The sequence below is a fragment of the Sphingomonas tagetis genome, assembly GCF_024211275.1.
Taxonomy (GTDB): Bacteria; Pseudomonadota; Alphaproteobacteria; order Sphingomonadales; family Sphingomonadaceae; genus Sphingomonas; species Sphingomonas tagetis.
Genome location: NZ_JAMLDX010000001.1, coordinates 365,124 through 385,289, shown reverse-complemented (window position 1 = coordinate 385,289; position 20,166 = coordinate 365,124). Strand labels below are relative to the sequence as shown.

Genomic DNA, 20,166 nt, shown 5'->3' with positions numbered 1-20,166 from the left:
GGCCGGGGTGACGGGTTTGGCTACTCCGCCGCGCTGGCCGCACTCAAAATCGCCCGCACGCTCGCCGTCGCGACGTCCTCGTCGATCCCGACGCCCCATAGCGTGCGGCCATCGGGGGTACGGCATTCGACATAGGCGGCGGCCTGCGCGCCCGAGCCGTGGCCGATCGCGTGCTCGGCATAGTCGGCAATGTCGAGATCGATGCCGAAGCCTTCCTTCATCGCCGCGACGACGCTGGAGATCAGGCCGTTGCCGCGCCCGCTGACCGAATGCTGCTGGCCGTCGATCTCGATCGCACCGGCGAAGATACGATCGCCATTCGGCGCGCGGGTCTCGTCATAGGCGCCCAGCGTAAAGCGCTGCGGCACTTCGAGACGATAAGCCTTGACGAACGCGCGCCAGATGTCGGCGGCGTTCAATTCGCGGCTGCTTTCGTCGGCGAGGCGTTGCACATGGCGGCTGAAATCCGCCTGCATCCGCTTGGGCAGCTTGAGCCCCTTGTCCTGCTCCAGCACCCAGGCAACGCCGCCCTTGCCCGATTGCGAGTTGACGCGGATCACCGCCTCGTAGCTGCGGCCGAGATCGGCGGGATCGATCGGCAGATAGGGGACTTCCCACAGCTGATCGTTCTTCGCTTCCTGAGCGGCAAAGCCTTTCTTGATCGCGTCCTGATGGCTGCCGGAAAAGGCGGTGAACACCAGATCGCCGGCATAGGGCGTGCGCGGATGCACCGGGATGTTGGTGCAATATTCCACCGTCTTCACGATCTCGTCGATGTCGGAGAAATCCAGGCCCGGGTCGACACCCTGCGTGTACAGGTTCATCGCCACGGTCACGAGATCGCAATTGCCGGTGCGCTCGCCATTACCGAGCAGGCAGCCCTCGACTCGATCGGCGCCGGCCATCATGCCGAGCTCCGCCGCGGCGACGCCGGTGCCGCGGTCGTTATGCGTGTGCAGCGACACCACCACCGCGTCGCGGTTGGGAATGTTGCGGCAGAAATATTCGATCTGGTCGGCATAGATGTTGGGCGTCGCGCACTCGACCGTGGCGGGCAGGTTGAAGATGATCGGCTTGTCCGCGGTCGGCTGGAGCACCTCCATCACCGCGGCGCAGACCTCGACCGAGAAATCGACCTCGGCGGTGGAGAAGGTCTCCGGGCTGTACTGGAAATGCCAGTCGGTTTCGGGCCGCGCGGCGGCGTTGTCGCGCAGCAGCTTCGCCGCATCGACTGCGATCCCCTTGATCTCGTCGCGAGTCATGCCGAACACGATCTTGCGCCACGCCGGCGAGACCGCGTTATAGACATGGACGATGCCAGTCTTCGCACCACGCAGGCTTTCGAAGGAGGTTTCGATGAGGTCGCGGCGTGCTTGCGTGAGCACCTGAACGGTGACGTCATCGGGGATGCGGCCGTCGCGGACGAGACCCGAGATGAAGTCGAACTCGGTCGCGCCGGCGCTGGGGAAACCCACCTCGATCTCCTTGATGCCGACACGGCAGATCAGATCGAAGAAGCGGGTCTTCTTCTCCGCATCCATCGGGTCGATCAGCGCCTGGTTGCCGTCGCGCATGTCGGTGGAGAGCCAGCGCGGCGGTTTGGTGATCGTGCGCGACGGCCATTGCCGGTCGGGCAGGTTGATCGGCGGGAAGGGGCGGTATTTGACGCTCGGGTCGCGCAACATGGTCATGGGTGCACTCTTGCGGATATAGTGGCGGTCGGGGTTCGAATTTGCCCTTAGGCCGTGCGCGTCGGCTCGCAGCCGCGCGGAGACACGCGCCTAAGGGCGCGTAAGTCGTGCAAGAAGAAGCAGGCCATGGATGGCGGTCATGCCGCTGCCCATAGCCTGCGCTGGTCGGTAAGGGAAAGAACTATTTCTTGACCGCGGCTACTTCACGAAGGCCGCGGCGATCTTCAGCTCCACCTTGTCCGACACGATCGGGACGGCGAGGCCAAGGCCAAAATCGCTGCGCTGGATCGCGCCGGTTGCCGTGAAGCCGACATTCTCTTTGCCGCCCATCTGCGCCGGCATCTTGCCCGCGCCGTAGAATTCGACGTCGAGCGTCACCGCCTTGGTGACCCCGTTGAGCGTCAGGTCGCCCGACAGCTTCGCCTTGTCCTTGCCCGCAGCCACGACGCTGGTCGAGACGAACTTGCCATCGGCCGGCGTGGCGCCGAAGAAGTCGGGCTTGCCGCCATCCTTTCCGGGACGCAGCAAATGGCCGCGCAGGCCCGCGCTGGGCAGCGCCATCTTGGTCACGGGAATGGTGATGTCGACCCGCGTGGCCTTGAGGTTTCGGGGATCGAGCTGAAGCGAACCGGTGATCTCGCCGAACGTACCCGACAGCGGGCTGAAGCCGAGATGATCGACCGTCCAGATCACGAAGGTATGATTGGCGTCGGCCTGATAAGTGCCGCCAGTGACCACTGCCACGTTCTTCGATCCCGGCACCTTCATCTGCTGGGCGACGAGCGGTGTGGCGATGGCGGCGGTGATGGCGAGGGCGGCGGCGAGGATGCGCATGAGCGAGTCTCCTGAAACGGCAACGGACGCGCACTCTACGGGGAGAATGCGCGTCCGCCAGATAATGATGCGGAAACCCTGGGTTTCCGCCGCCGGGTGAGACTTAGTTCTTTTCCTTGTCCACCAGCTGGTTCGCCTTGATCCACGGCATCATCGCCCGCAGCTCGCTGCCTGTCTTCTCGATCGGGTGCGCGGCGGCGGCCTTGCGGCTGGCCTTGAGCTCAGGCTGGCCGGCGCGGTTGTCGAGGACAAAGTCCTTGACGAAGCGGCCCGACTGGATGTCGGCGAGCACGCGCTTCATCTCGGCCTTGGTCTCGTCGGTGATGATGCGCGGGCCGGTCTTGATGTCACCATATTCGGCGGTGTTCGAGATCGAATAGCGCATGTTGGCGATGCCGCCCTCATAGAGCAGATCGACGATCAGTTTGGTCTCGTGCAGGCACTCGAAATAGGCCATTTCGGGGGCATAGCCGGCCTCGACCAGCGTCTCGAACCCGGCCTGGATCAGGTGGGTGATGCCACCGCACAGCACAGCCTGCTCGCCGAACAGGTCGGTCTCGCATTCTTCCTTGAAGTTGGTCTCGATGATGCCCGAACGGCCGCCGCCGACGCCGCTGGCATAAGCGAGCGCGACGTCATGCGCGTTGCCGGTCGAGTCCTGGTGGATCGCGATCAGGCAGGGGACGCCGCCGCCGCGGACATATTCGCTGCGCACGGTGTGGCCCGGACCCTTGGGCGCGATCATGATGACGTCGATGTCCGCCGGCGGTTCGATCAGGCCGAAATGAACGTTGAGGCCGTGGGCGAAGGCGAGCGCCGCGCCCGGCTTCATGTTGCCGGCAAGGTCGTCGGCCCAGATCGCGGCCTGATGCTCGTCGGGGGCGAGGATCATCAGGATGTCGGCCCATCCGGCCGCTTCCTTGTTGGTCATCACCTTGAAGCCGGCGCCTTCGGCCTTCTTGGCGGTGGCCGAGCCGGCGCGAAGCGCGATCGCGACTTCCTTGACGCCGCTGTCGCGCAGGTTCTGCGCATGGGCGTGGCCCTGCGAGCCATAGCCGACGATGGCGATCTTCTTGCCGGTGATCAGGTTCAGGTCGGCGTCACGATCGTAATAGACACGCATTTCAAAGATTTCCCTTCGTAATCCCGCGCAGGCCGGGTCGGTTGGCGCCGCGCATAATCCAATCCCGCCGCGGCGGGGACGCAATTAATCTAAAGGCCGGTCAGGCCGACTCTTTGCCGCGCGCAATCGCGACGATGCCGGTCCGGGCGACTTCGAGCAGCCCGACTTCGCCCATCAACTCGACGAACTTGTCGATCTTGTCGGTGGTGCCGGTCACTTCGAACACGAAGCTCGAGATCGTCGCGTCGACCACGCGCGCGCGATAGACGTCGGCGAGGCGCAGCGCCTCGATCCGGTGATCGCCGGTGCCGGCAACCTTGACCAGCGCCAGCTCGCGCTCGACATGCTCGCCCTCGGCGGTGAGGTCGTGGACGCGATGGACCGGTACCAGCCGATCGAGCTGCGCGACGATCTGCTCGAGCGTCGATGGGCTGGCCGACGTCACGATCGTGATGCGGCTGACGGACTTGTCCGACGTGATCTCGGACACCGTCAGGCTCTCGATATTATAGCCGCGCGCGGTGAACAGGCCGGCGATCCGGGCGAGGATGCCCGGCTCGTTGTCGACGATCACGGCAAGCGTATGCCGTTCGGCTTTTTCTTCCTTGATATGCATGAGGTCAGACCAGCGCCTTGGCTTCGTCGTCCATTTCGCCGGAAACTTCGGCGGCCTGGAGGATCATGTCGGTATGGGCGGCGCCCGATGGGATCATCGGGAAGCAGTTGGCGAGCTTCGCCACGCGGCAATCGACGATCACCGGCCCGTCATGCGCCAGCATCGCGGCGATGCCGTCGTCGAGCGCGTCATTGCCCTCGATCCGGATGCCCTTCCAGCCATAGGCTTCGCCCAGCTTCACGAAATCGGGCAGCGCGTCGGAATAGCTTTCGGCATAGCGGCCCGCATAGGTCAGCTCCTGCCACTGGCGGACCATGCCCATATATTCGTTGTTGAGGATGAAGATCTTGACCGGCAGGCGATATTGCGTCGCCGTCGCCAGCTCCTGGATGTTCATCTGGATCGAGGCTTCGCCGGCGATGTCGATCACCAGCGCGTTGGGATTGCCGAGCTGCGCGCCGATCGCGGCGGGCAGACCATAGCCCATCGTGCCGAGACCCCCGCTCGTCAGCCACTTGTTGGGGCTTTCGAAGTGGAAGTGCTGCGCGGCCCACATCTGATGCTGGCCGACCTCGGTGGTGATGATCGGCGCCTTGTCGCGCGTCGCCTCGTACAGCGCCTGGATTGCGCGCTGCGGCATGATGTCGTTGCCGTCCTCGGGATAGTCGAGGCACTTGACCGCGCGCCAGCCCTCGATCCGGCGCCACCAGTCGGACAGGTCCGGCTTGGGATGCTGACGGCCCTTCCAGATGCGGACCATATCCTCGATCGCATGGCCGACATCGGCAACGATCGGCAGGTCGACGCGCACCGTCTTGTTCATCGACGAGCGGTCGATATCGATATGGATTTTCCGCGCATGCGGGGCGAACGCGTCCAGCCGCCCCGTCACGCGGTCGTCGAAGCGCGAGCCGAGCGCGATGATCAGGTCGGCCTGGTTCATCGCCAGGTTCGCCTCATAGGTGCCATGCATGCCGAGCATGCCGAGCCACTGGTCGGACGAGGCCGGAAAGGCGCCGAGGCCCATCAGCGTCGAGGTGACCGGCGCGCCGGTGATCCGCGCCAGCTCGCGCAGCAGCTGCGACGCGCCCGGGCCGGAGTTGATCACGCCGCCGCCGGTGTAGAAGATCGGACGCTCGGCCGCGGCCAGCATCTCGACCGCGCTCTCGATCAGCGTCTTGTCGGCCTTCACCTGCGGGCGATAGGTCTTGTGCTGGATCGGGCCGGGCTTGGTGTAGCGCGCGGTCGCGACCTGAACGTCCTTGGGGATATCGATCACCACCGGGCCGGGGCGGCCCGAAGTGGCGATGTGGAATGCCTCATGGATCGTCGGGCCGAGGTCAGCCGGGTCCTTCACCAGATAATTGTGCTTGGTGCAGTGGCGCGTGATGCCGACCGTGTCGGCCTCCTGGAACGCATCCGAGCCGATCAGATGCGTCGCGACCTGCCCCGTGATGACCACCATCGGGATCGAATCCATCAGCGCGTCGGTGATGCCGGTGACCGCGTTGGTCGCGCCGGGGCCCGAGGTGACGAGCACCACGCCGGGCTTGCCGGTGGAGCGCGCATAGCCCTCCGCGGCATGTGTCGCCGCCTGCTCGTGGCGGACGAGGATGTGGCGGATCTTCTTCTGCTTGAAGATCGCGTCGTAAATCGGAAGCACAGCGCCGCCCGGATAGCCGAACACGACCTCCACACCGAGGTCGTTCAGCGCCTCGATCAGAATGTCTGCGCCGCTTTTCTCGGCCACGTCGTGTCTCCTCTAAATGCCGCGCTGCAATATCAGAACGGGAAGCGCGCTGCTATGCGTATGAAAGATGCGTGTCAAGCATTAATGTTGTAATAATCGTGCGAAATGAGTGGCTCGTTTGGATGTTTCTATCGAATCTTCGCGCGGCCAGTCGCTTGGCGACTGATGCCGGAGCCAAGTGTACTGGCGCTTGGCATATTGGCGCGTCGCAGTCTGAGCGCGCGCCAGGGCCTCGTCGCGCATGAGCGAACCGTCGAGAAATGCGACGATCTCGGCAACGCCGATCGCGCGGCGGACTGGTGCATTGGCGGGGATGTCGTCGCGGGCCGTCAGCGCATGGACTTCGTCGATCGCACCGTCATCGAACATCGCGGCGAGGCGACGGTCGCAGCGTTCGGCGAGCCACGCGCGGTCGGGGAGCAGCACCAGCGGGACGAGATCGATCGCGCCGCCGATTCCGCCCACACGCTCGCGCTGCCAGTCGGCCAGCGTGCGGCCGGTCGAGCGCACCACCTCGAGCGCACGGGCGACGCGGGTGGTGTCGGCGGGGTTGAGGCGAGCGGCGGCCTGCGGATCGATCTGCGCGAGCTGCCGATGGCCCTCGGCGACGGGCAGCGCGCGGACCTCGGCGCGGATTGCGGGATCGATCTCGGGCACCGGCGCGATCCCGTCGAGCAAGGTGCGGATATACATGCCCGTGCCGCCGGCAAGGATCGGCAGGCTGCCCCCGGCATGAGCGGCAGCGACCTCAGCCTTCGCCTCCTCTGCCCAGCGCGCAGCGGAGTAATTCTCGGTGCCCGCGACATGGCCGAACAGCCGGTGCGGCGCCTGTGCTTCTTCGTCGGGCGAGGGGCGGGCCGAGAGGATACGCAACTCGGCATAGACCTGCGCCGAATCCGCGTTGATCACCGTGCCGCCCGTGCGCTGCGCGAGTTCGATCGCCAAAGCGGACTTGCCGCTGGCGGTCGGGCCTGCAATGAGCGCGACCCTTGGCTTACGGGAGTGCGGCATGTTCATCGCAACGCTGATAGCATCGGATCGGCTGGAAGCGGGCGATTTATCCTCCGCGCAGGACAAGCTGCGCGATGCCGGATGTTCGCCTGGCGAAGCTGTCATGCTGGAGACGGGCAGGGCTGTCGATCTGACCTTCGCCACGACGCCCGATGCGGCGCGTTCGGCGCTGGAGGGCGCGTTCGCGGGGGTCGATGTGGTGGTCCAGCCCGCCGCGAACCGCGAAAAGAAGCTGCTCGTCGCTGACATGGATTCGACCATGATCACCGTCGAATGCATCGACGAGCTCGCCGATTATGCCGGGATCAAGGCGCAGATCGCCGAGGTGACCGAGGCGGCGATGCGCGGCGAGCTCGATTTCGCCGAGGCGCTCGACGCGCGCGTCGCGCTGCTCAAGGGGCTGGGCGCGGATGCGATCGACCGCTGCCTCGCCGAACGTGTGCGGCTGATGCCCGGCGCCCGCATGCTGATCCAGACGATGAAGGCGCGCGGCGCGGCGACGATTCTGGTCTCGGGCGGCTTCACCCGCTTCGCCCAGCCGGTGGGTGCGCAGATCGGCTTCGACCGGGTTATCGCCAACGAATTGCTGATCGAGGCCGACGCGCTGACCGGCACGGTGACCAAGCCGATCGTCGATTCATCGACCAAGGAAACGACCTTGCTGAACGCGATGGCCGAGCTGGGCCTGCCCGCGAGCGCGACGATGGCGGTCGGCGACGGCGCCAATGACCTCGCGATGATCAAGCAGGCGGGATTGGGCGTCGCCTATCACGCCAAGCCGATCGTCGCGGCCGTTGCGGGCGCGCGGATCGATCACGGCGACCTGACCGCTTTGCTCTACGCGCAAGGGATTGCGCGGGCGGAGTGGATCGAAGGCTAGCCGCTCAGTCCTTCACCGGCACGCACGGCCTGAACGCGCCACACGCGCGCGTCGCCTCCGCACTCGACCCGAACGGGCCGACCAGCACCTTGGTGAGCTTGCCCGCCTTTTCGAAGAACACCTTGCGCCCCGGGAAGCGGCCTGCGGCCTGACCGCCCGCTTTGCGCGCATTGGCGGGGTCGCCGAATGCGCCGATCTGGACGCGCCAGCCGCCGTCGCGAACCGGTGCTTCGGCCTGCACGGGCGCCGGGCGCGGCGTCTGGCGCGGCGCGGGGCGGACGATCGGCGGTGCCGGGCGCGTTTCGGCGACTTGCGGCTCGGACTCAGGCTCGACCGGAATCGGGCGCTGCGCGACGGTCGAGGGCGGTAGATCGGTCTTGACGATCGGGCCGCCCTTGCGCGGCGGCGGCGGTGCGGCGGCAACCAGCGGGCGTCCGGCATCGCGTTCGTAGTTGCGCGCGAGCTCCAGCCCCTTCTGGCGATCGGCCAGCGTGATGTAGCGGTCCATCTGCGCCTGCGCGGTCGATGCTTGCGGCAGGCCTTGCGCGCTGGCGCGGACGGTCAGCGCGTAGGCGCGCACCCAGTCCTTCTCGACCCCGTCGCCGTTGAAGTACATCGTGCCCAGCACATATTGCGAGCGCGGTTCGCCGCGCGCGGCGGCGCGTTGCAGCCATTCGGCCGCCTGCATCCGCTTGTTGTTCTCGAACAGGACGAGGCCGTAATTCTCCTCGGCCTGCGGATGGCCCTGCAATGCGGCCTTGCGGTACCATTGTTCGGCCTGTGCCAGATCGGCGGGCACGCCGCGCCCGAGCTTGTAGGCCTGCCCCAGATTGAATTGCGCGTCGGGATCGCCGGCGACGGCCGGGCCGCGCCATTCGGCGATGGCTTTCTTATAGTCGCCGCGCTGCCACGCCTCGACGCCGCCCTTCACATCGGCCAGCGCCGGCAGGCTCGCCAATCCGATGCCGGCCAGCAACACGACCGCACCCAAATTCCTCATTCCGCCCATCCCCGGTCAAAGCACTGTGATCATGCCAGTTATCCACAGGCTGGCCAAGTCAGTGTTACCGCAACGTTAAGCCTACCCATATCGGTGACGTCAAAACGCCGCGGCTGCTGCGCCGTTAACCGCTTCTTAGGCTCCGGCTGGCAATTTCATCATTGGGATACCGGGATTTTTAGAGGGGTCGATGCGCGTACTAGCGATGGCATCACAAAAGGGTGGTTCGGGAAAGACCACGCTGAGCGGGCACCTGGCGGTGCAAGCGCAGCGCGCGGGCGCCGGGCCGGTCGTGTTGATCGATATCGACCCGCAGGGGTCGCTCTCGGACTGGTGGAACGAACGCCAGACCGAATTCCCGGCTTTTGCCCAGACCACGGTCGCGCGGCTCGCCGCCGATCTCGAGGTGCTGCGCCAACAGGGCTTCCGCCTTGCCGTGATCGACACGCCCCCCGCCATCACCATGGCGATCCAGAGCGTGATCCAGGTCGCCGAGTTGATCGTCATCCCGACGCGTCCGTCGCCGCACGATCTGCGTGCGGTCGGCGCCACGGTCGATCTGTGCGACCGCGCCGGCAAGCCGCTCCTCTTCGTCGTCAACGCCGCGACGCCCAAGGCCAAGATCACCAGCGAGGCCGCGGTCGCACTGTCGCAGCACGGCACGGTCGCGCCGATCACCTTGCACCAGCGCACCGACTTCGCTTCGTCGATGATCGATGGCCGCACCGTCATGGAGATCGACCCCAACGGCAAGTCGGCCGGTGAGGTCACGGCGCTGTGGGCCTATATCAACGACCGTCTCGAAAAGAATTTCCGCCGCACCGTGTTCACGGCGCCCGCCGCGGCGCAGGTCGTCTATTCAGCACGTCCGCAGGGTGGCTTTGGCCGCCGGGTGGTGAGCTGATGTTCGGCAACCTCAAGCCCGCCGCCTCGCTCTCTTCGGGCCTGCTCGCGCGCAAGGGTCAGGCGCGTCCGGCAATGCGGCCGCAGGGCTTTGTCGGGCTGAACCCCGGCACCTCGCTCGACGATCTCGGCTGGAACGATATGGGCCAGGATCATGGGGCGCATGAATTCGGCGTGCATGAAGCGCCGCTGCCCGAAACCGCCCCGCCGGTGCTGCAGCAGCGCCAGGCGCTGGCCGAGGAATTCGCGGCTCCGGTCGCGCCCGTCGTGGACGTCGCACAGGTACCCGAGCCGGTGATGGTGCCGGCGCCTGCACCCGAACCCGCACCCGAAGCGCCCGCCTCACGTCCGGTCTCGACCGCGACCGCCGCGCGCATCGACCGCGAAGTCTCGGCGAAGAAGGGTAAGGCGGCGTTTACGCTGCGGCTCGACCACGATCGTCACCTCAAGCTGCGGCTCGCCTCGGCCCTTTCCGGCCGTTCGTCGCAGTTGCTCGTTACCGAGGCGCTCGACGCGTTTCTCGAAACTCTGCCCGAAGTCGGTGCGCTGGCGAGCCAGCTGCCGGCCGGCAAGGCTCGTTGATCAGGGGGATTTAGGGCCATGAACGCAGCTCGCATGTTGAAGATCGCAGCCTCGGTGCTGGTGCTGGGGGCGCCGCTGGTCGGTGGTACCGCGCTGGTCGGTGGCTTCGCCGTCGCCAGCGGCAAGACCGAGACCGTCGATGCCAAGAAGGCGGCCAAGTTCGCCCAGGCAGCGCGCAAGGCGCTCAAGAAGGGCAATGGCCAGCTCGCCGTGACTCAGGCCGAGACGGCGGTGAGCCTCGATCCCAAGAATGGCGAATATCGCAAGCTGCTCGGCGAGACCTATCTGTTCACCGGCCGCTTCATCTCGGCGGCGCAGGCGCTGAACGAGGCGCTCTCGCTCGATCCGGCGAACGGCCGCACGGCGCTCAACCTCGCGCTGGCGCAGGTCGCGACCGGCGAGTGGACCACCGCGCGCCAGACGCTCGAAACGCATGCCGCGTCGATCCCGGTGAGCGACCGCGGCCTGGCCTTCGCCCTCGCAGGCGATCCCGGCACGGCGGTCGCGCTGCTCAGCGATGCCGCGCGTCAGCCCGGCGCCGACGCCAAGACGCGTCAGAATCTCGCGCTCAGCCTGGCGCTGGCGGGTCAGTGGCAGCAAGCCAAGGCGGTTGCCGCGGTCGATCTGCCGCCCGATCAGGTCGACGCGCGCATCATGCAGTGGGCGACCTTCTCGCGCCCGCAGAACGCCTATGACCAGATCGCGGCGCTGCTCAACGTGACGCCGGTCGCGGACAAGGGCCAGCCCGAGCAGCTCGCGCTCGCACGCTCGATGTCGGTCGCGGTGGCGGCGCAGCAGGTCGCCGATCCGGTCGACACCTACATGCCCGGTCCGGCGGTTGCCGAGACGGCGGCTGCGGCTGCGGCTGCGGCTCCGGCGTCCGCGCCCGCTGAAGTCGGCAGTGTCGCCAAGGTCGAGATCGCGCCCGCGATCACCGCACCCAGCGGTTCGCAGATCGTGTTCGGCGAGCGCAAGGAAATCATCCAGACGGTGCCCGTTCCTGTAATGCTGGCCAAGCGCGCTGCGGTGGTGAAGCCGGTTGTCGAGGCCAAGGCTTCGACCGGCGCGGTCCGCGTGCTCAAGACTCAGCCGGTCGTGAAGTTCGCCCAGGCCAAGGGCGAATGGGCGGTCCAGCTCGGCGCCTATGACAGCAGCGGCGTTGCCCGCGATGCGTGGGGCCGCGCGGTCAAGCGCATCCCGGCGCTGAGCGGCATGACGCCGTCGAGCGCGAGCATCAAGACCGACGCGGGCGCGTTCGAGCGCCTCGCGGTCGGCGGTCTCAGCCGCGCCGATGCCAACGCGCTTTGCAACAAGGTTCGCTCGAGCGGCGGCAAGTGCTTCGTGCGCACCGCTGCGGGCGACAAGGCGGTCAACTGGAGCAAGCGCGCGCGCTGATCCCGGCCCCGAAAGATATTCCGGCGGCTCGTCCCATGCGGGGCGGGCCGCCTTTCGTTTCAGCCGATCTCGCTGCCGCCCTTGAACAGCCGCAGCGCCTTGCCCTGAACCGGGAGCCCGTCGAACGGCGTGTTGCCGGCCTTGCCCGCCATGCGGTCCGAATTGATCTGCCACGGCGCGTCGGGATCGATCAGCACCAGATCGGCCGGCATGCCCGGCGCCAGCGTGCCTGCCTCGATCCCGAGCAGCTTGGCCGGATTGCGCGCGAGCAATGCGAACAGCCGGGGCAGGGTGAGGCGATCGTCGCGCACCAGCCCCAGGCCCAGTGCGAGCAGCGTCTCTGCACCCGCCATGCCCGGCGTCGAATCGGCGAAGGGCAGGCGTTTTTCCTCCGGCCCTTGCGGGTCGTGGCCCGAGCAGAGGATGTCGATCGTGCCGTCCGCCAGCGCGTTAAGCACCGCTTGCCGGTCGCTTTCGTCGCGCAATGGCGGCGAGAGGCGGGCAAAGGTGCGGAAATCGGTGACGTTGATGTCCGACAGCAGGAGATGCGCCGGGGTGACGCCGCACGTCACCGCGACCCCGCGCGCGCGGGCGGCGCGGATCAGGTCGAACGCCGCGGCGGTGGTCAGCTGGCGGAAATGGATCGCCGCGCCGGTCTGTTCGGCGAGCATGAGGTCGCGTGCGACGGCGAGCGCCTCGGCAATGGCGGGCGCTGACGGCAGGCCGAGGCGGGTGGCGGTCTCGCCCTCGGTTGCCACGGCATGACCCGCCAGCCCGCTATCCTCGGCATGCGCGATCACCGTGAGACCGCAATCGCGCGCATAGGCGAGCACGCGCCGCATCACGCCCGAATCGGCGATCCAGCCGCGCCCGGTCGAAACCGCGCGCGCGCCGGCTTCGGCATTGGTGGCGAATTCGGCGAGATTCTCCCCCGCCAGCCCGCGCGTCGCGGCGGCGATCGGGTGGACCCATAATTCCGGCTTGCCCATGTCGGCGGCGCGCTGGACCAGACCGGGGCCGTCGAGCACCGGCGACTGGTCGGGCATCAGCCCGATCCGCGCGATCCCGCCCGCGCGGCACGCCGCCTTGTCCATCGCGAACACGCCGAGATCGATCAGGGCAGGGGCAAGGATGCGGCCGCCACAGTCGATCAGCTGCGCGCCGTCGGGCGCGTCGGCAACGATCTCGTGGTCGGCGACGTGGAGATCGCCGCTGCGCTCGCCGCCCTCGGGGCAGACCAGCCGGGCATTGCGGAAGGTCAGCTTCATGCCCAGCCCTCCACGCCGCGTGCCTTGCGCGTCAGCACGTCGAGGCAGGCCATGCGCACCGCGACGCCCATCTCGACCTGCTCGGTGATCGCCGAGCGGCCGGGCATGTCGGCGACCGACGAATCGATCTCGACGCCGCGATTCATCGGGCCGGGGTGCATGACCAGCGCATCGGGCTTGGCGCGCGCCAGCCGTTCGGGCGTGAGGCCGTAATTGAGATGATATTCGCGCGTCGAGGGAATGAATGCGCCCGACATCCGCTCATTCTGCAGCCGCAGCATCATCACCACATCTGCACCCTCGAGCGCCGCGTCGAAATCGGTGAAGGGCGTGACGTGCATCTTCTCGATCGCCGCGGGCATCAGCGTCGAGGGCGCGACGACGCGCACCTCGGCGGCGAGCGCGGTCAGCGCGAGGATGTTCGAGCGTGCGACGCGGCTGTGGAGGATGTCGCCACAGATCACCACGCGCTGGTGCGCGATCGACCCGCGGCGGCGGCGGATCGTCAGCGCGTCGAGCAGCGCTTGCGTGGGATGCTCATGGCTGCCGTCGCCGGCATTGAGCACCGGGCAATCGACCTTGTCGGCGATCAGCTGCACCGCGCCCGAGCTCATGTGACGGATGACGATCACGTCCGCGCGCATCGCGTTGAGCGTCATCGCGGTGTCGATCAGCGTCTCGCCCTTCTTCACGCTCGACTGGGCGGCGTGCATGTTGACCACGTCCGCGCCGAGCCGCTTCCCCGCGATCTCGAACGACAGCAATGTCCGCGTCGAATTCTCGAAAAAGGCGTTGATCTGGGTGAGGCCGTCGAGCCGATGGTCGCTCTTCGCGCGCGTCCGGTTCGCCTCGATCCACTGTTCCGCCTCGTCGAGCAGGAACAGGATTTCGTGCGGCTGGAGCCCGGAAATACCGGTCAGATGCGCGTGCGGAAACACGGCGCGCCCATGAATCTGGGCGCCGGGGCGATGATCGATCGGCGATTGCATTAAAGGTGCCGGTTAGCGGGGTAGGGCGGGGGTGGCAACCCGCCAAAAGGGGTCAGCCCAGCGCCGCCAGCCCGTCGATCGCGCCTTGCAGGATGTAGCTGGCGGCGAGCTTGTCGACTCGCTCGGCGCGCTTGGCCCGCGACAAGTCCTCCGCGATCATCTGGCGCTCGACCGCCTGGGTCGACCATCGCTCGTCCCACAGCAGGATCGGCAGGCCGAGATCCTCGACATTGCGGGCGAAGGCGCGAGTCGATTGCGTGCGCGGCGAATCGGTCCCGTCGAGGTTGAGCGGCAGGCCGATGACGAGGCCCTTCACCTGCTGCTCGCCGATCATCGCGGCCAGCGCGGTCTTGTCGGCGGTGAACTTGGTGCGCTTGATCAGCGCGGCCGGGCTCGCGAACGACCAGCCGGCATCGCACAGCGCGGTACCGATCGTCTTGGTCCCGACGTCGAGTCCGAGCAGGCGGCCACCGTCCGGGAGCGCCTCCCGAAACGTCGCGCGGTCCACCGTGATCATTTGAACGCGGCCAGCCGCCGCTCTGCATCGGCGCGGATATTCGCCCAGAACAGCGAGTAATCGAACACATGATAGTTGTTGCCGGGCAGCACATAGCTGCTGCTCGCGAACGATGCGGGCGGCTCGCCGATCAGCAGGATGCCGCGTCCGTCGCAGCGCGCGCCGACCGTGCCGGTCTGCAACACCGCGGACGAGAAATCCGCCGATGGCACCAGGCTGCCGAGATTCGCGGACGCTGGCGCGGCGGTGTCCGGCGTCCCGGTGATCGGGTTGGTGCAGATCATCGGCGTGTTGGCGCGGCTGGCGCCGGTGAAGCCCTTGGTCGCATCGAACGTGTCGAGGATCAGCGACGGGTCGGCCGGCTCGCCGAAGCTCTGCCATGAGAGGATGCAGCCGGTCTGGTCGGCGCGGATGCATTCGGGCAGCCCCATGCGCGGCAGATCGACCGTCTTCGACACCGGCCAGCCGACGACATAGGCGGCGACGATTCGCTTCGCGACCGGCTTGCCCGCGACGCGGTCGAGCAACAGCCGCGTGAGATGCAGCGCACCCTGGCTGTGGCCGGTCAGGATGATCGGCCGGTCGCCGGCCTCGGCGATGAACTGGTCAAACGCCGCCTCGACATCGGCATAGGCGAAATCCAGCGCAGCCTGCGCATCGGCGCTGGCGGTCAGGAACGCGCCGAACGTCGCTTGCCGGTAACGCGGCGCCCAGATCAGCCCGGCGCCGTTGAACGCGCTCGCCTGCCCGCGCAGGAACAAGGCGGCGCGATCATTCGCCTCCTTGTCGTCGAGCGGGGCGTTCCAGTGCGAACGGTCGAGATACGACGTCGGATGGATCGCGAACACCGCGGCGGCGGGCTTGGCGGCGCTCTGCACGCCGGCGGGCAGCCACAGCGCCGGATTGCCGCGCAGATCGGGCCGCGCCAGCCACATCTCGCGCCGGGCATAGCTGTCCTTGGGCAGCTCGCCTTGCGATTCGAACCGCGCGCCGGGGATCATCGCCTGCCGCAACAGCTGCACGCCCCAGATGCGATAGGCAAAGGTTGCGGCAAGGGCGAGCACGATAAGGACGACCACCAGATAGAGGAATTTACGCGCCAACAGGCTCTCCATTGTGCGTTGCGGCATAACCAAAGGCGCTGCAACCGCGTTCCCGTGCGCGATGGTTGCGAAGGATGCAACCTCACGCTCTGGTTGAAACTTCGACGGCGAGGGGCTAGCCGCGCCCCATGTCCGTAGATACCGCAACCGTGAAGAAGGTCGCGAGCCTTGCGCGCATCGCGATCAGCGATGGCGACGCCGAGCGCCTTGTGCCCGAACTCAACAACATCCTGGGCTGGATCGAGCAGCTCGGCGAGGTCGATACCTCGTCGGTTCAGCCGATGACCGCCGTGATCCCCAACACGCTGCGCCTGCGCGACGATGTCGTGAATGACGGCGACATGCGCGACGACGTGCTGGCCAATGCGCCGGCCGGCGAGCATGGCTTCTTCACCGTGCCCAAGGTGATCGAATAATGAGCGACGTCACCAATCTCGGCGTCGCTGCGCTGCGCGACGGCATCCGCTCGGGCGAGTTTTCCGCCAAGGAAGTCGCCGACGCCTTCATCGTCAAGGTGAGCGCTGCCAAGCAGCTCAACGCCTTCATCGTCGAGACGCCCGAACATGCGCTGGCCGCAGCGCGCGAGGCCGATGCGGCGCGTGCGGCGGGCGAGGTGCTCAAGCCGCTCGCCGGCGTGCCGATCGGCATGAAGGACCTGTTCTGCACCAAGGGCGTGCAGACCACCGCAGCCAGCCACATGCTGGAGGGGTTCAAGCCGGTTTATGAATCGACCGTCTCGCAGAAATTGTGGGACGCGGGCGCCGGCATGCTGGGCAAGCTCAACCTCGACCAGTTCGCGATGGGTTCGTCGAACGAGACCAGCTATTTCGGCAATGTGATTTCGCCCTGGCGCCGCCGGGACGGCGGCAACGCGCCGCTCGCGCCCGGCGGGTCGTCGGGCGGCTCGTCGGCGGCGATCAGCGCGCGGCTGGTGCCGGCGGCGACCGGCACCGACACTGGCGGCTCGATCCGTCAGCCCGCGGCGTTCACCGGCATTTCGGGGATCAAGCCGACCTATGGCCGCTGCTCGCGTTGGGGCGTCGTGGCGTTCGCGTCGTCGCTCGACCAGGCCGGGCCGATGGCGCGCGACGTTCGCGACTGCGCGATCATGCTCGAGGCGATGGCCGGCTTCGATGCGAAGGACGCCACCTCGCTCAAGCTCGACGTGCCCAAGTGGGAACAGGGGTTGTCAGGCGACCTGCGCGGCAAGAAGATCGGCATTCCAAAGGAATATCGCGTCGATGGGATGCCGTCCGAGATCGAGGCGCTGTGGCAGCAGGGCATCGACTGGCTGAAGGACGCGGGCGCGGAGATCGTCGAGGTTTCGCTCCCGCATACGCAATATGCGCTGCCCGCGTATTACATCATCGCTCCGGCTGAGGCGTCGTCCAACCTCGCCCGCTATGACGGCGTGCGCTACGGCCAGCGCGAGCTGCCCGACGGCGCGAATTTGCAGGATATGTACGCGGCGACCCGCGCCGCCGGCTTCGGGCCGGAAGTGCAGCGCCGCATCCTGATCGGCACCTATGTGCTCTCGGCGGGCTTCTACGACGCTTATTACACCCAGGCGCAGAAGGTCCGCACGCTGATCGCGCGCGACTTCGAGCGGGCGTGGCTGGACTGCGACCTGTTGCTGACGCCGACCGCGCCAAGCGCCGCGTTTGCGCTGGGCGAGAAATCGGCGGATCCATTGGCGATGTATTTGAACGACGTGTTCACGGTGCCGTCGAGCCTCGCGGGCATCCCGGCGATGTCGGTCCCGGGCGGGCTGGACAAGGCCGGACTGCCGCTGGGTCTCCAGATCATCGGCAAACCGCTTGACGAACAGGGCGTGTTGAACGCCGGCCTCGCGATCGAGCAGCGGGCGGGATTCACGGCGCGGCCGGAGCAGTGGTGGTAAGATGAGCGACTATCGTATCAAGGGCGCAACCGGCGAGTGGGAGGTCGTGATCGGCCTCGAGGTCCACGCTCAGGTCACGTCCAACGCCAAGCTGTTCTCGGGCGCGGCGACCACCTTCGGCGCGGAGCCGAACACGCAGGTCAGTCTGGTCGATGCCGCGATGCCGGGCATGCTGCCGGTGCCGAACCGCGAGTGCATTCGTCAGGCCGTCCGCACCGGCATGGCGATCGACGCGCAGATCAACAAATGGTCGCGCTTCGACCGCAAGAATTACTTCTACGCCGATCTCCCGCAGGGCTATCAGATCAGCCAGCTCTACCATCCGCTGGTTGGCGAGGGCGAGGTCGAGATCGACGTCGAGGGCGAGACCAAGACGATCGGCGTCGAGCGCATCCATGTCGAGCAGGACGCCGGCAAGCTGATGCACGACCAGCATCCCACGCGCTCCTATGTCGACCTCAACCGCTCGGGCGTGGCGCTGATGGAAATCGTGTCGAAACCCGACATGCGTTCGCCTGCCGAAGCAGGAGCTTATCTGGCAAAGCTGCGATCGATTCTGCGCTATGTCGGTTCGTGCGACGGCAATATGGATCAGGGCTCGATGCGCGCGGACGTCAACGTCTCGGTCCGCAAGCCGGGCGAGCCGTTCGGTACGCGCACGGAGACCAAGAACGTCAACTCGGTCCGCTTCGTCATGCAGACGGTCGAGATCGAGGCGCTGCGCCAGATCGACGTGATCGAAAATGGCGGCAAGATCGTCCAGGAAACGCGCCTGTTCGACCCTGACAAGGGCGAGACGCGGTCGATGCGCTCGAAGGAAGACGCGCATGATTACCGCTATTTCCCCGATCCCGACCTGCTCCCGCTCGAACTCGACGACGATTTCCTCGACGATTGCCGCAAATCGCTGCCCGAACTGCCCGACGCCAAGCGCGCGCGCTACGTCGCGCTGGGGGTGACGCCCTACAACGCCAGCGTGTTGACCGCCGAAGTCGAGTCGGCGCGCTTCTTCGATGCGCTGCTCGACGCTGGCGCCAAGGGGCCGGCGGCATCGAACTGGGTGACGTCGGAGCTGTTCGGCGCGCTCAACCGGCTCGGCAAGCAGATCGAGGACAGCCCGGTTTCGGCCACGCAGGCGGCGGAACTGCTCGGGCTGGTGGCCGAGGGCACACTGTCGAATACGCTCGCCAAGCAGGTGTTCGAGATTATGCTCGAAACCGGCGAGGACCCCTCGAAGATCGTCGAGGAGCGCGGCCTCAAGCAGACCTCGGACACCGGCGCGATCGAGGCGGAGATCGCCAAGGTGCTCGACGCCAACGCCGACAAGGTCGCCGAATACCGCTCGGGCAAGGACAAGCTCTTCGGCTTCTTCGTCGGCCAGACGATGAAGGCGATGGCGGGCAAGGCTAACCCGGGCGTGGTCAACGACCTGCTGAAAAAAGCGCTCGACGGCTGACCCCGGAGCGGCGCTTTATTGCGCCGTTTCCTCCTGATTCTTGGTCACCCCGCCGGTCCCGCCGACCGCGCCGTCGACGCCTTCGGGCGGTTCGGACGTGACGCCGCTTTCGGCTTCCTCCACCTGTTCGATGTCGCGATTGGTGCCGGTCGTCGCCTGTTCCAGATCGCTGCGGCGGTCGTGATCGGCTTCAGGCGGGCTGTCGGGATGGGGATCGCGGTCGGTCATGGCATTTCTCCTTGCGCCATCAACGAAGCGGCGGACGATCGGGTCCGCGCAGGACATTGAACCGGCACGCAAAAATCCATCTTGTCAGTCGCCGCGCAGCCGGTATCGATTGAGACTGCGCCGCTGGGGATGAGTCGGCGCCGAGGGGGAAGGATGCTCAAAAGACTCGCGCTTGGTGTCGCCGCGGCGGCGCTGGTCACGTCGCCGGCGGCGGCGGGGCCGAAGGATTTCACCGCGCAGGGCTATGCGCTGCCCGCCGACAAGCCGGTGACGATCGTGCTGATGCGCCCCGACATGGAAGTCGGCGAGCTGCAGGCCGGCGGCATGGTCGAGCCCAATGCCGACTGGACCAAGGCAGCGCGCGAGCACCTCGCCAAGGCGATGGAGTCGGCGCACAAGTCGCGCAACATCGAACTCAAGCCGATCGACGAGAGCCAGGAAGGCAACGCCCAGCTCGTCGCCGATTACGAGGCGCTGCACCGCGCGGTGGCCGAGGCGATCGTCACCTACAAATATTATGGCGCCAAGCTGCCGACGAAGAAGGACCAGTTCGACTGGACGCTCGGCCCGGGCGCGCAGAAGCTGGGCGAGGCGTCGGGCGCCAATTACGCGCTGTTCTTCTATGGCCGCGATAATTTCGCCAGCGCCAGCCGCAAGGCGGTGCAGGTCGCGGGCATGCTCGGTTGCCTCATCGGCATGTGCATCATCACCAGCGGTGGGCAGCACGTCTATTACGCCTCGCTGGTCGAGCTTTCGACCGGCAATGTCGTGTGGTTCAACGTACTCCGCGGTTCGAAGGGCGACGTGCGCGAGGCCGAGGGTGCGCAGGGCATGGTCGATGCGATCATGGCGTCGATGCCGAGCCGCCCGGGCGAGGGCGGCAAGGCCACCACGGTGGCGGCCAAGGCGCGCTGACCGCG

General features: G+C 66.9%; 20 protein-coding genes. 8 read left to right on the top strand and 12 right to left on the bottom strand.

Annotated elements, in window-relative coordinates; all coding sequences use genetic code 11:
• Positions 1-20: 20 nt before the first annotated feature.
• From leuA to miaA, 6 genes are all read right to left on the bottom strand, one after another.
• Entirely contained in the window at positions 21-1,685 is a 1,665-nt protein-coding gene (gene leuA / locus M9978_RS01960; protein ID WP_254291305.1) for a 2-isopropylmalate synthase, read from the bottom strand.
• A 204-nt stretch (positions 1,686-1,889) separates the two neighbouring features.
• Entirely contained in the window at positions 1,890-2,525 is a 636-nt protein-coding gene (locus tag M9978_RS01955) for a YceI family protein (protein ID WP_254291162.1), read from the bottom strand.
• Between the two features lie 103 nt (positions 2,526-2,628).
• Positions 2,629-3,648, bottom strand: a complete 1,020-nt coding sequence (gene ilvC / locus M9978_RS01950; RefSeq protein WP_254291161.1) for a ketol-acid reductoisomerase — start codon at positions 3,646-3,648, stop codon at positions 2,629-2,631.
• Between the two features lie 100 nt (positions 3,649-3,748).
• Positions 3,749-4,264 (bottom strand): acetolactate synthase small subunit, encoded by a 516-nt coding sequence (ilvN, locus tag M9978_RS01945; RefSeq protein ID WP_254291160.1) that lies wholly within the window; start codon positions 4,262-4,264, stop codon positions 3,749-3,751.
• Positions 4,265-4,268: 4 nt separating this feature from the next.
• Positions 4,269-6,014: an acetolactate synthase 3 large subunit gene (locus M9978_RS01940; RefSeq protein ID WP_254291159.1), complete on the bottom strand. Its 1,746-nt coding sequence runs from the start codon at positions 6,012-6,014 to the stop codon at positions 4,269-4,271.
• A gap of 81 nt (positions 6,015-6,095) precedes the next feature.
• Entirely contained in the window at positions 6,096-7,031 is a 936-nt protein-coding gene (gene miaA / locus M9978_RS01935) for a tRNA (adenosine(37)-N6)-dimethylallyltransferase MiaA (protein ID WP_254291158.1), read from the bottom strand.
• Between miaA and serB the strand changes: the two genes are divergently transcribed.
• The gene (serB, locus tag M9978_RS01930; protein WP_254291157.1) at positions 7,024-7,905 is read left to right on the top strand and encodes a phosphoserine phosphatase SerB; all 882 of its coding nucleotides are present in this window, start codon (positions 7,024-7,026) and stop codon (positions 7,903-7,905) included. The two genes, miaA and serB, sit on opposite strands and share 8 nt — an antisense overlap.
• A gap of 4 nt (positions 7,906-7,909) precedes the next feature.
• Here serB and M9978_RS01925 read toward each other — a convergent pair whose 3' ends face one another.
• A complete protein-coding gene (locus tag M9978_RS01925) occupies positions 7,910-8,905 on the bottom strand; it encodes an SPOR domain-containing protein (RefSeq protein ID WP_254291156.1) in 996 nt (331 codons plus the stop codon).
• 190 nt (positions 8,906-9,095) lie between these two features.
• Here M9978_RS01925 and M9978_RS01920 point away from each other — a divergent pair, with 190 nt between their 5' ends.
• Genes M9978_RS01920 through M9978_RS01910 form a run of 3 tightly spaced genes read left to right on the top strand, consistent with a single transcriptional unit; the run spans position 9,096 to position 11,785 of the window.
• Positions 9,096-9,809, top strand: a complete 714-nt coding sequence (locus tag M9978_RS01920; RefSeq protein WP_254291155.1) for an AAA family ATPase — start codon at positions 9,096-9,098, stop codon at positions 9,807-9,809.
• Positions 9,809-10,390 carry a hypothetical protein gene (locus tag M9978_RS01915; protein WP_254291154.1) on the top strand — a complete coding sequence of 194 codons (582 nt, stop codon included), beginning with the start codon at positions 9,809-9,811 and terminating at the stop codon, positions 10,388-10,390. The genes M9978_RS01920 and M9978_RS01915 overlap by 1 nt, the downstream gene beginning before the upstream one ends.
• A gap of 33 nt (positions 10,391-10,423) precedes the next feature.
• Entirely contained in the window at positions 10,424-11,785 is a 1,362-nt protein-coding gene (locus M9978_RS01910) for an SPOR domain-containing protein (RefSeq protein ID WP_254291153.1), read from the top strand.
• A gap of 59 nt (positions 11,786-11,844) precedes the next feature.
• Here M9978_RS01910 and M9978_RS01905 read toward each other — a convergent pair whose 3' ends face one another.
• From M9978_RS01905 to M9978_RS01890, 4 genes are read right to left on the bottom strand one after another with little or no spacing between them, the layout of a single operon-like run.
• Positions 11,845-13,053 (bottom strand): dihydroorotase, encoded by a 1,209-nt coding sequence (locus M9978_RS01905; RefSeq protein WP_254291152.1) that lies wholly within the window; start codon positions 13,051-13,053, stop codon positions 11,845-11,847.
• Positions 13,050-14,042, bottom strand: a complete 993-nt coding sequence (locus tag M9978_RS01900; protein ID WP_254291151.1) for an aspartate carbamoyltransferase catalytic subunit — start codon at positions 14,040-14,042, stop codon at positions 13,050-13,052. Before M9978_RS01900 ends, M9978_RS01905 begins: the two co-directional genes overlap by 4 nt.
• Before the next feature lie 52 nt (positions 14,043-14,094).
• Complete coding sequence (gene ruvX / locus M9978_RS01895; RefSeq protein ID WP_254291150.1) at positions 14,095-14,559, bottom strand: Holliday junction resolvase RuvX; 465 nt, start codon at positions 14,557-14,559, stop codon at positions 14,095-14,097.
• Positions 14,556-15,662, bottom strand: coding sequence for a DUF3089 domain-containing protein (locus tag M9978_RS01890; protein ID WP_254291149.1), 1,107 nt, complete (start codon positions 15,660-15,662; stop codon positions 14,556-14,558). Before M9978_RS01890 ends, ruvX begins: the two co-directional genes overlap by 4 nt.
• Before the next feature lie 128 nt (positions 15,663-15,790).
• Between M9978_RS01890 and gatC the strand changes: the two genes are divergently transcribed.
• From gatC to gatB, 3 genes are read left to right on the top strand one after another with little or no spacing between them, the layout of a single operon-like run.
• Positions 15,791-16,078, top strand: a complete 288-nt coding sequence (gene gatC, locus M9978_RS01885) for an Asp-tRNA(Asn)/Glu-tRNA(Gln) amidotransferase subunit GatC (RefSeq protein WP_254291148.1) — start codon at positions 15,791-15,793, stop codon at positions 16,076-16,078.
• Positions 16,078-17,562: an Asp-tRNA(Asn)/Glu-tRNA(Gln) amidotransferase subunit GatA gene (gene gatA / locus M9978_RS01880; RefSeq protein WP_254291147.1), complete on the top strand. Its 1,485-nt coding sequence runs from the start codon at positions 16,078-16,080 to the stop codon at positions 17,560-17,562. Before gatC ends, gatA begins: the two co-directional genes overlap by 1 nt.
• A 1-nt stretch (position 17,563) precedes the next feature.
• Positions 17,564-19,018: an Asp-tRNA(Asn)/Glu-tRNA(Gln) amidotransferase subunit GatB gene (gene gatB / locus M9978_RS01875; protein WP_254291146.1), complete on the top strand. Its 1,455-nt coding sequence runs from the start codon at positions 17,564-17,566 to the stop codon at positions 19,016-19,018.
• A 15-nt stretch (positions 19,019-19,033) separates the two neighbouring features.
• Here the strand turns inward: gatB and M9978_RS01870 are convergent, their stop codons facing one another.
• Positions 19,034-19,246, bottom strand: a complete 213-nt coding sequence (locus M9978_RS01870) for a hypothetical protein (protein WP_254291145.1) — start codon at positions 19,244-19,246, stop codon at positions 19,034-19,036.
• 153 nt (positions 19,247-19,399) lie between these two features.
• Here M9978_RS01870 and M9978_RS01865 point away from each other — a divergent pair, with 153 nt between their 5' ends.
• On the top strand, positions 19,400-20,161 hold the full coding sequence (locus tag M9978_RS01865) for a hypothetical protein (protein ID WP_254291144.1): 762 nt from the start codon (positions 19,400-19,402) through the stop codon (positions 20,159-20,161).
• Positions 20,162-20,166 lie beyond the last annotated feature (5 nt).

Coding starts and splice junctions, on each gene's coding strand:
- leuA (WP_254291305.1), bottom strand. CDS start 1,685: ATGTTGCGCGACCCGAGCGTCAAATACCGCCCCTTCCCGCCGATCAAC.
- serB (WP_254291157.1), top strand. CDS start 7,024: ATGTTCATCGCAACGCTGATAGCATCGGATCGGCTGGAAGCGGGCGAT.
- gatA (WP_254291147.1), top strand. CDS start 16,078: ATGAGCGACGTCACCAATCTCGGCGTCGCTGCGCTGCGCGACGGCATC.
- ruvX (WP_254291150.1), bottom strand. CDS start 14,559: ATGATCACGGTGGACCGCGCGACGTTTCGGGAGGCGCTCCCGGACGGT.
- M9978_RS01955 (WP_254291162.1), bottom strand. CDS start 2,525: ATGCGCATCCTCGCCGCCGCCCTCGCCATCACCGCCGCCATCGCCACA.
- ilvC (WP_254291161.1), bottom strand. CDS start 3,648: ATGCGTGTCTATTACGATCGTGACGCCGACCTGAACCTGATCACCGGC.
- miaA (WP_254291158.1), bottom strand. CDS start 7,031: ATGAACATGCCGCACTCCCGTAAGCCAAGGGTCGCGCTCATTGCAGGC.
- M9978_RS01915 (WP_254291154.1), top strand. CDS start 9,809: ATGTTCGGCAACCTCAAGCCCGCCGCCTCGCTCTCTTCGGGCCTGCTC.
- ilvN (WP_254291160.1), bottom strand. CDS start 4,264: ATGCATATCAAGGAAGAAAAAGCCGAACGGCATACGCTTGCCGTGATC.
- M9978_RS01905 (WP_254291152.1), bottom strand. CDS start 13,053: ATGAAGCTGACCTTCCGCAATGCCCGGCTGGTCTGCCCCGAGGGCGGC.
- M9978_RS01920 (WP_254291155.1), top strand. CDS start 9,096: ATGCGCGTACTAGCGATGGCATCACAAAAGGGTGGTTCGGGAAAGACC.
- gatB (WP_254291146.1), top strand. CDS start 17,564: ATGAGCGACTATCGTATCAAGGGCGCAACCGGCGAGTGGGAGGTCGTG.
- M9978_RS01910 (WP_254291153.1), top strand. CDS start 10,424: ATGTTGAAGATCGCAGCCTCGGTGCTGGTGCTGGGGGCGCCGCTGGTC.
- M9978_RS01865 (WP_254291144.1), top strand. CDS start 19,400: ATGCTCAAAAGACTCGCGCTTGGTGTCGCCGCGGCGGCGCTGGTCACG.
- gatC (WP_254291148.1), top strand. CDS start 15,791: ATGTCCGTAGATACCGCAACCGTGAAGAAGGTCGCGAGCCTTGCGCGC.
- M9978_RS01870 (WP_254291145.1), bottom strand. CDS start 19,246: ATGACCGACCGCGATCCCCATCCCGACAGCCCGCCTGAAGCCGATCAC.
- M9978_RS01900 (WP_254291151.1), bottom strand. CDS start 14,042: ATGCAATCGCCGATCGATCATCGCCCCGGCGCCCAGATTCATGGGCGC.
- M9978_RS01925 (WP_254291156.1), bottom strand. CDS start 8,905: ATGAGGAATTTGGGTGCGGTCGTGTTGCTGGCCGGCATCGGATTGGCG.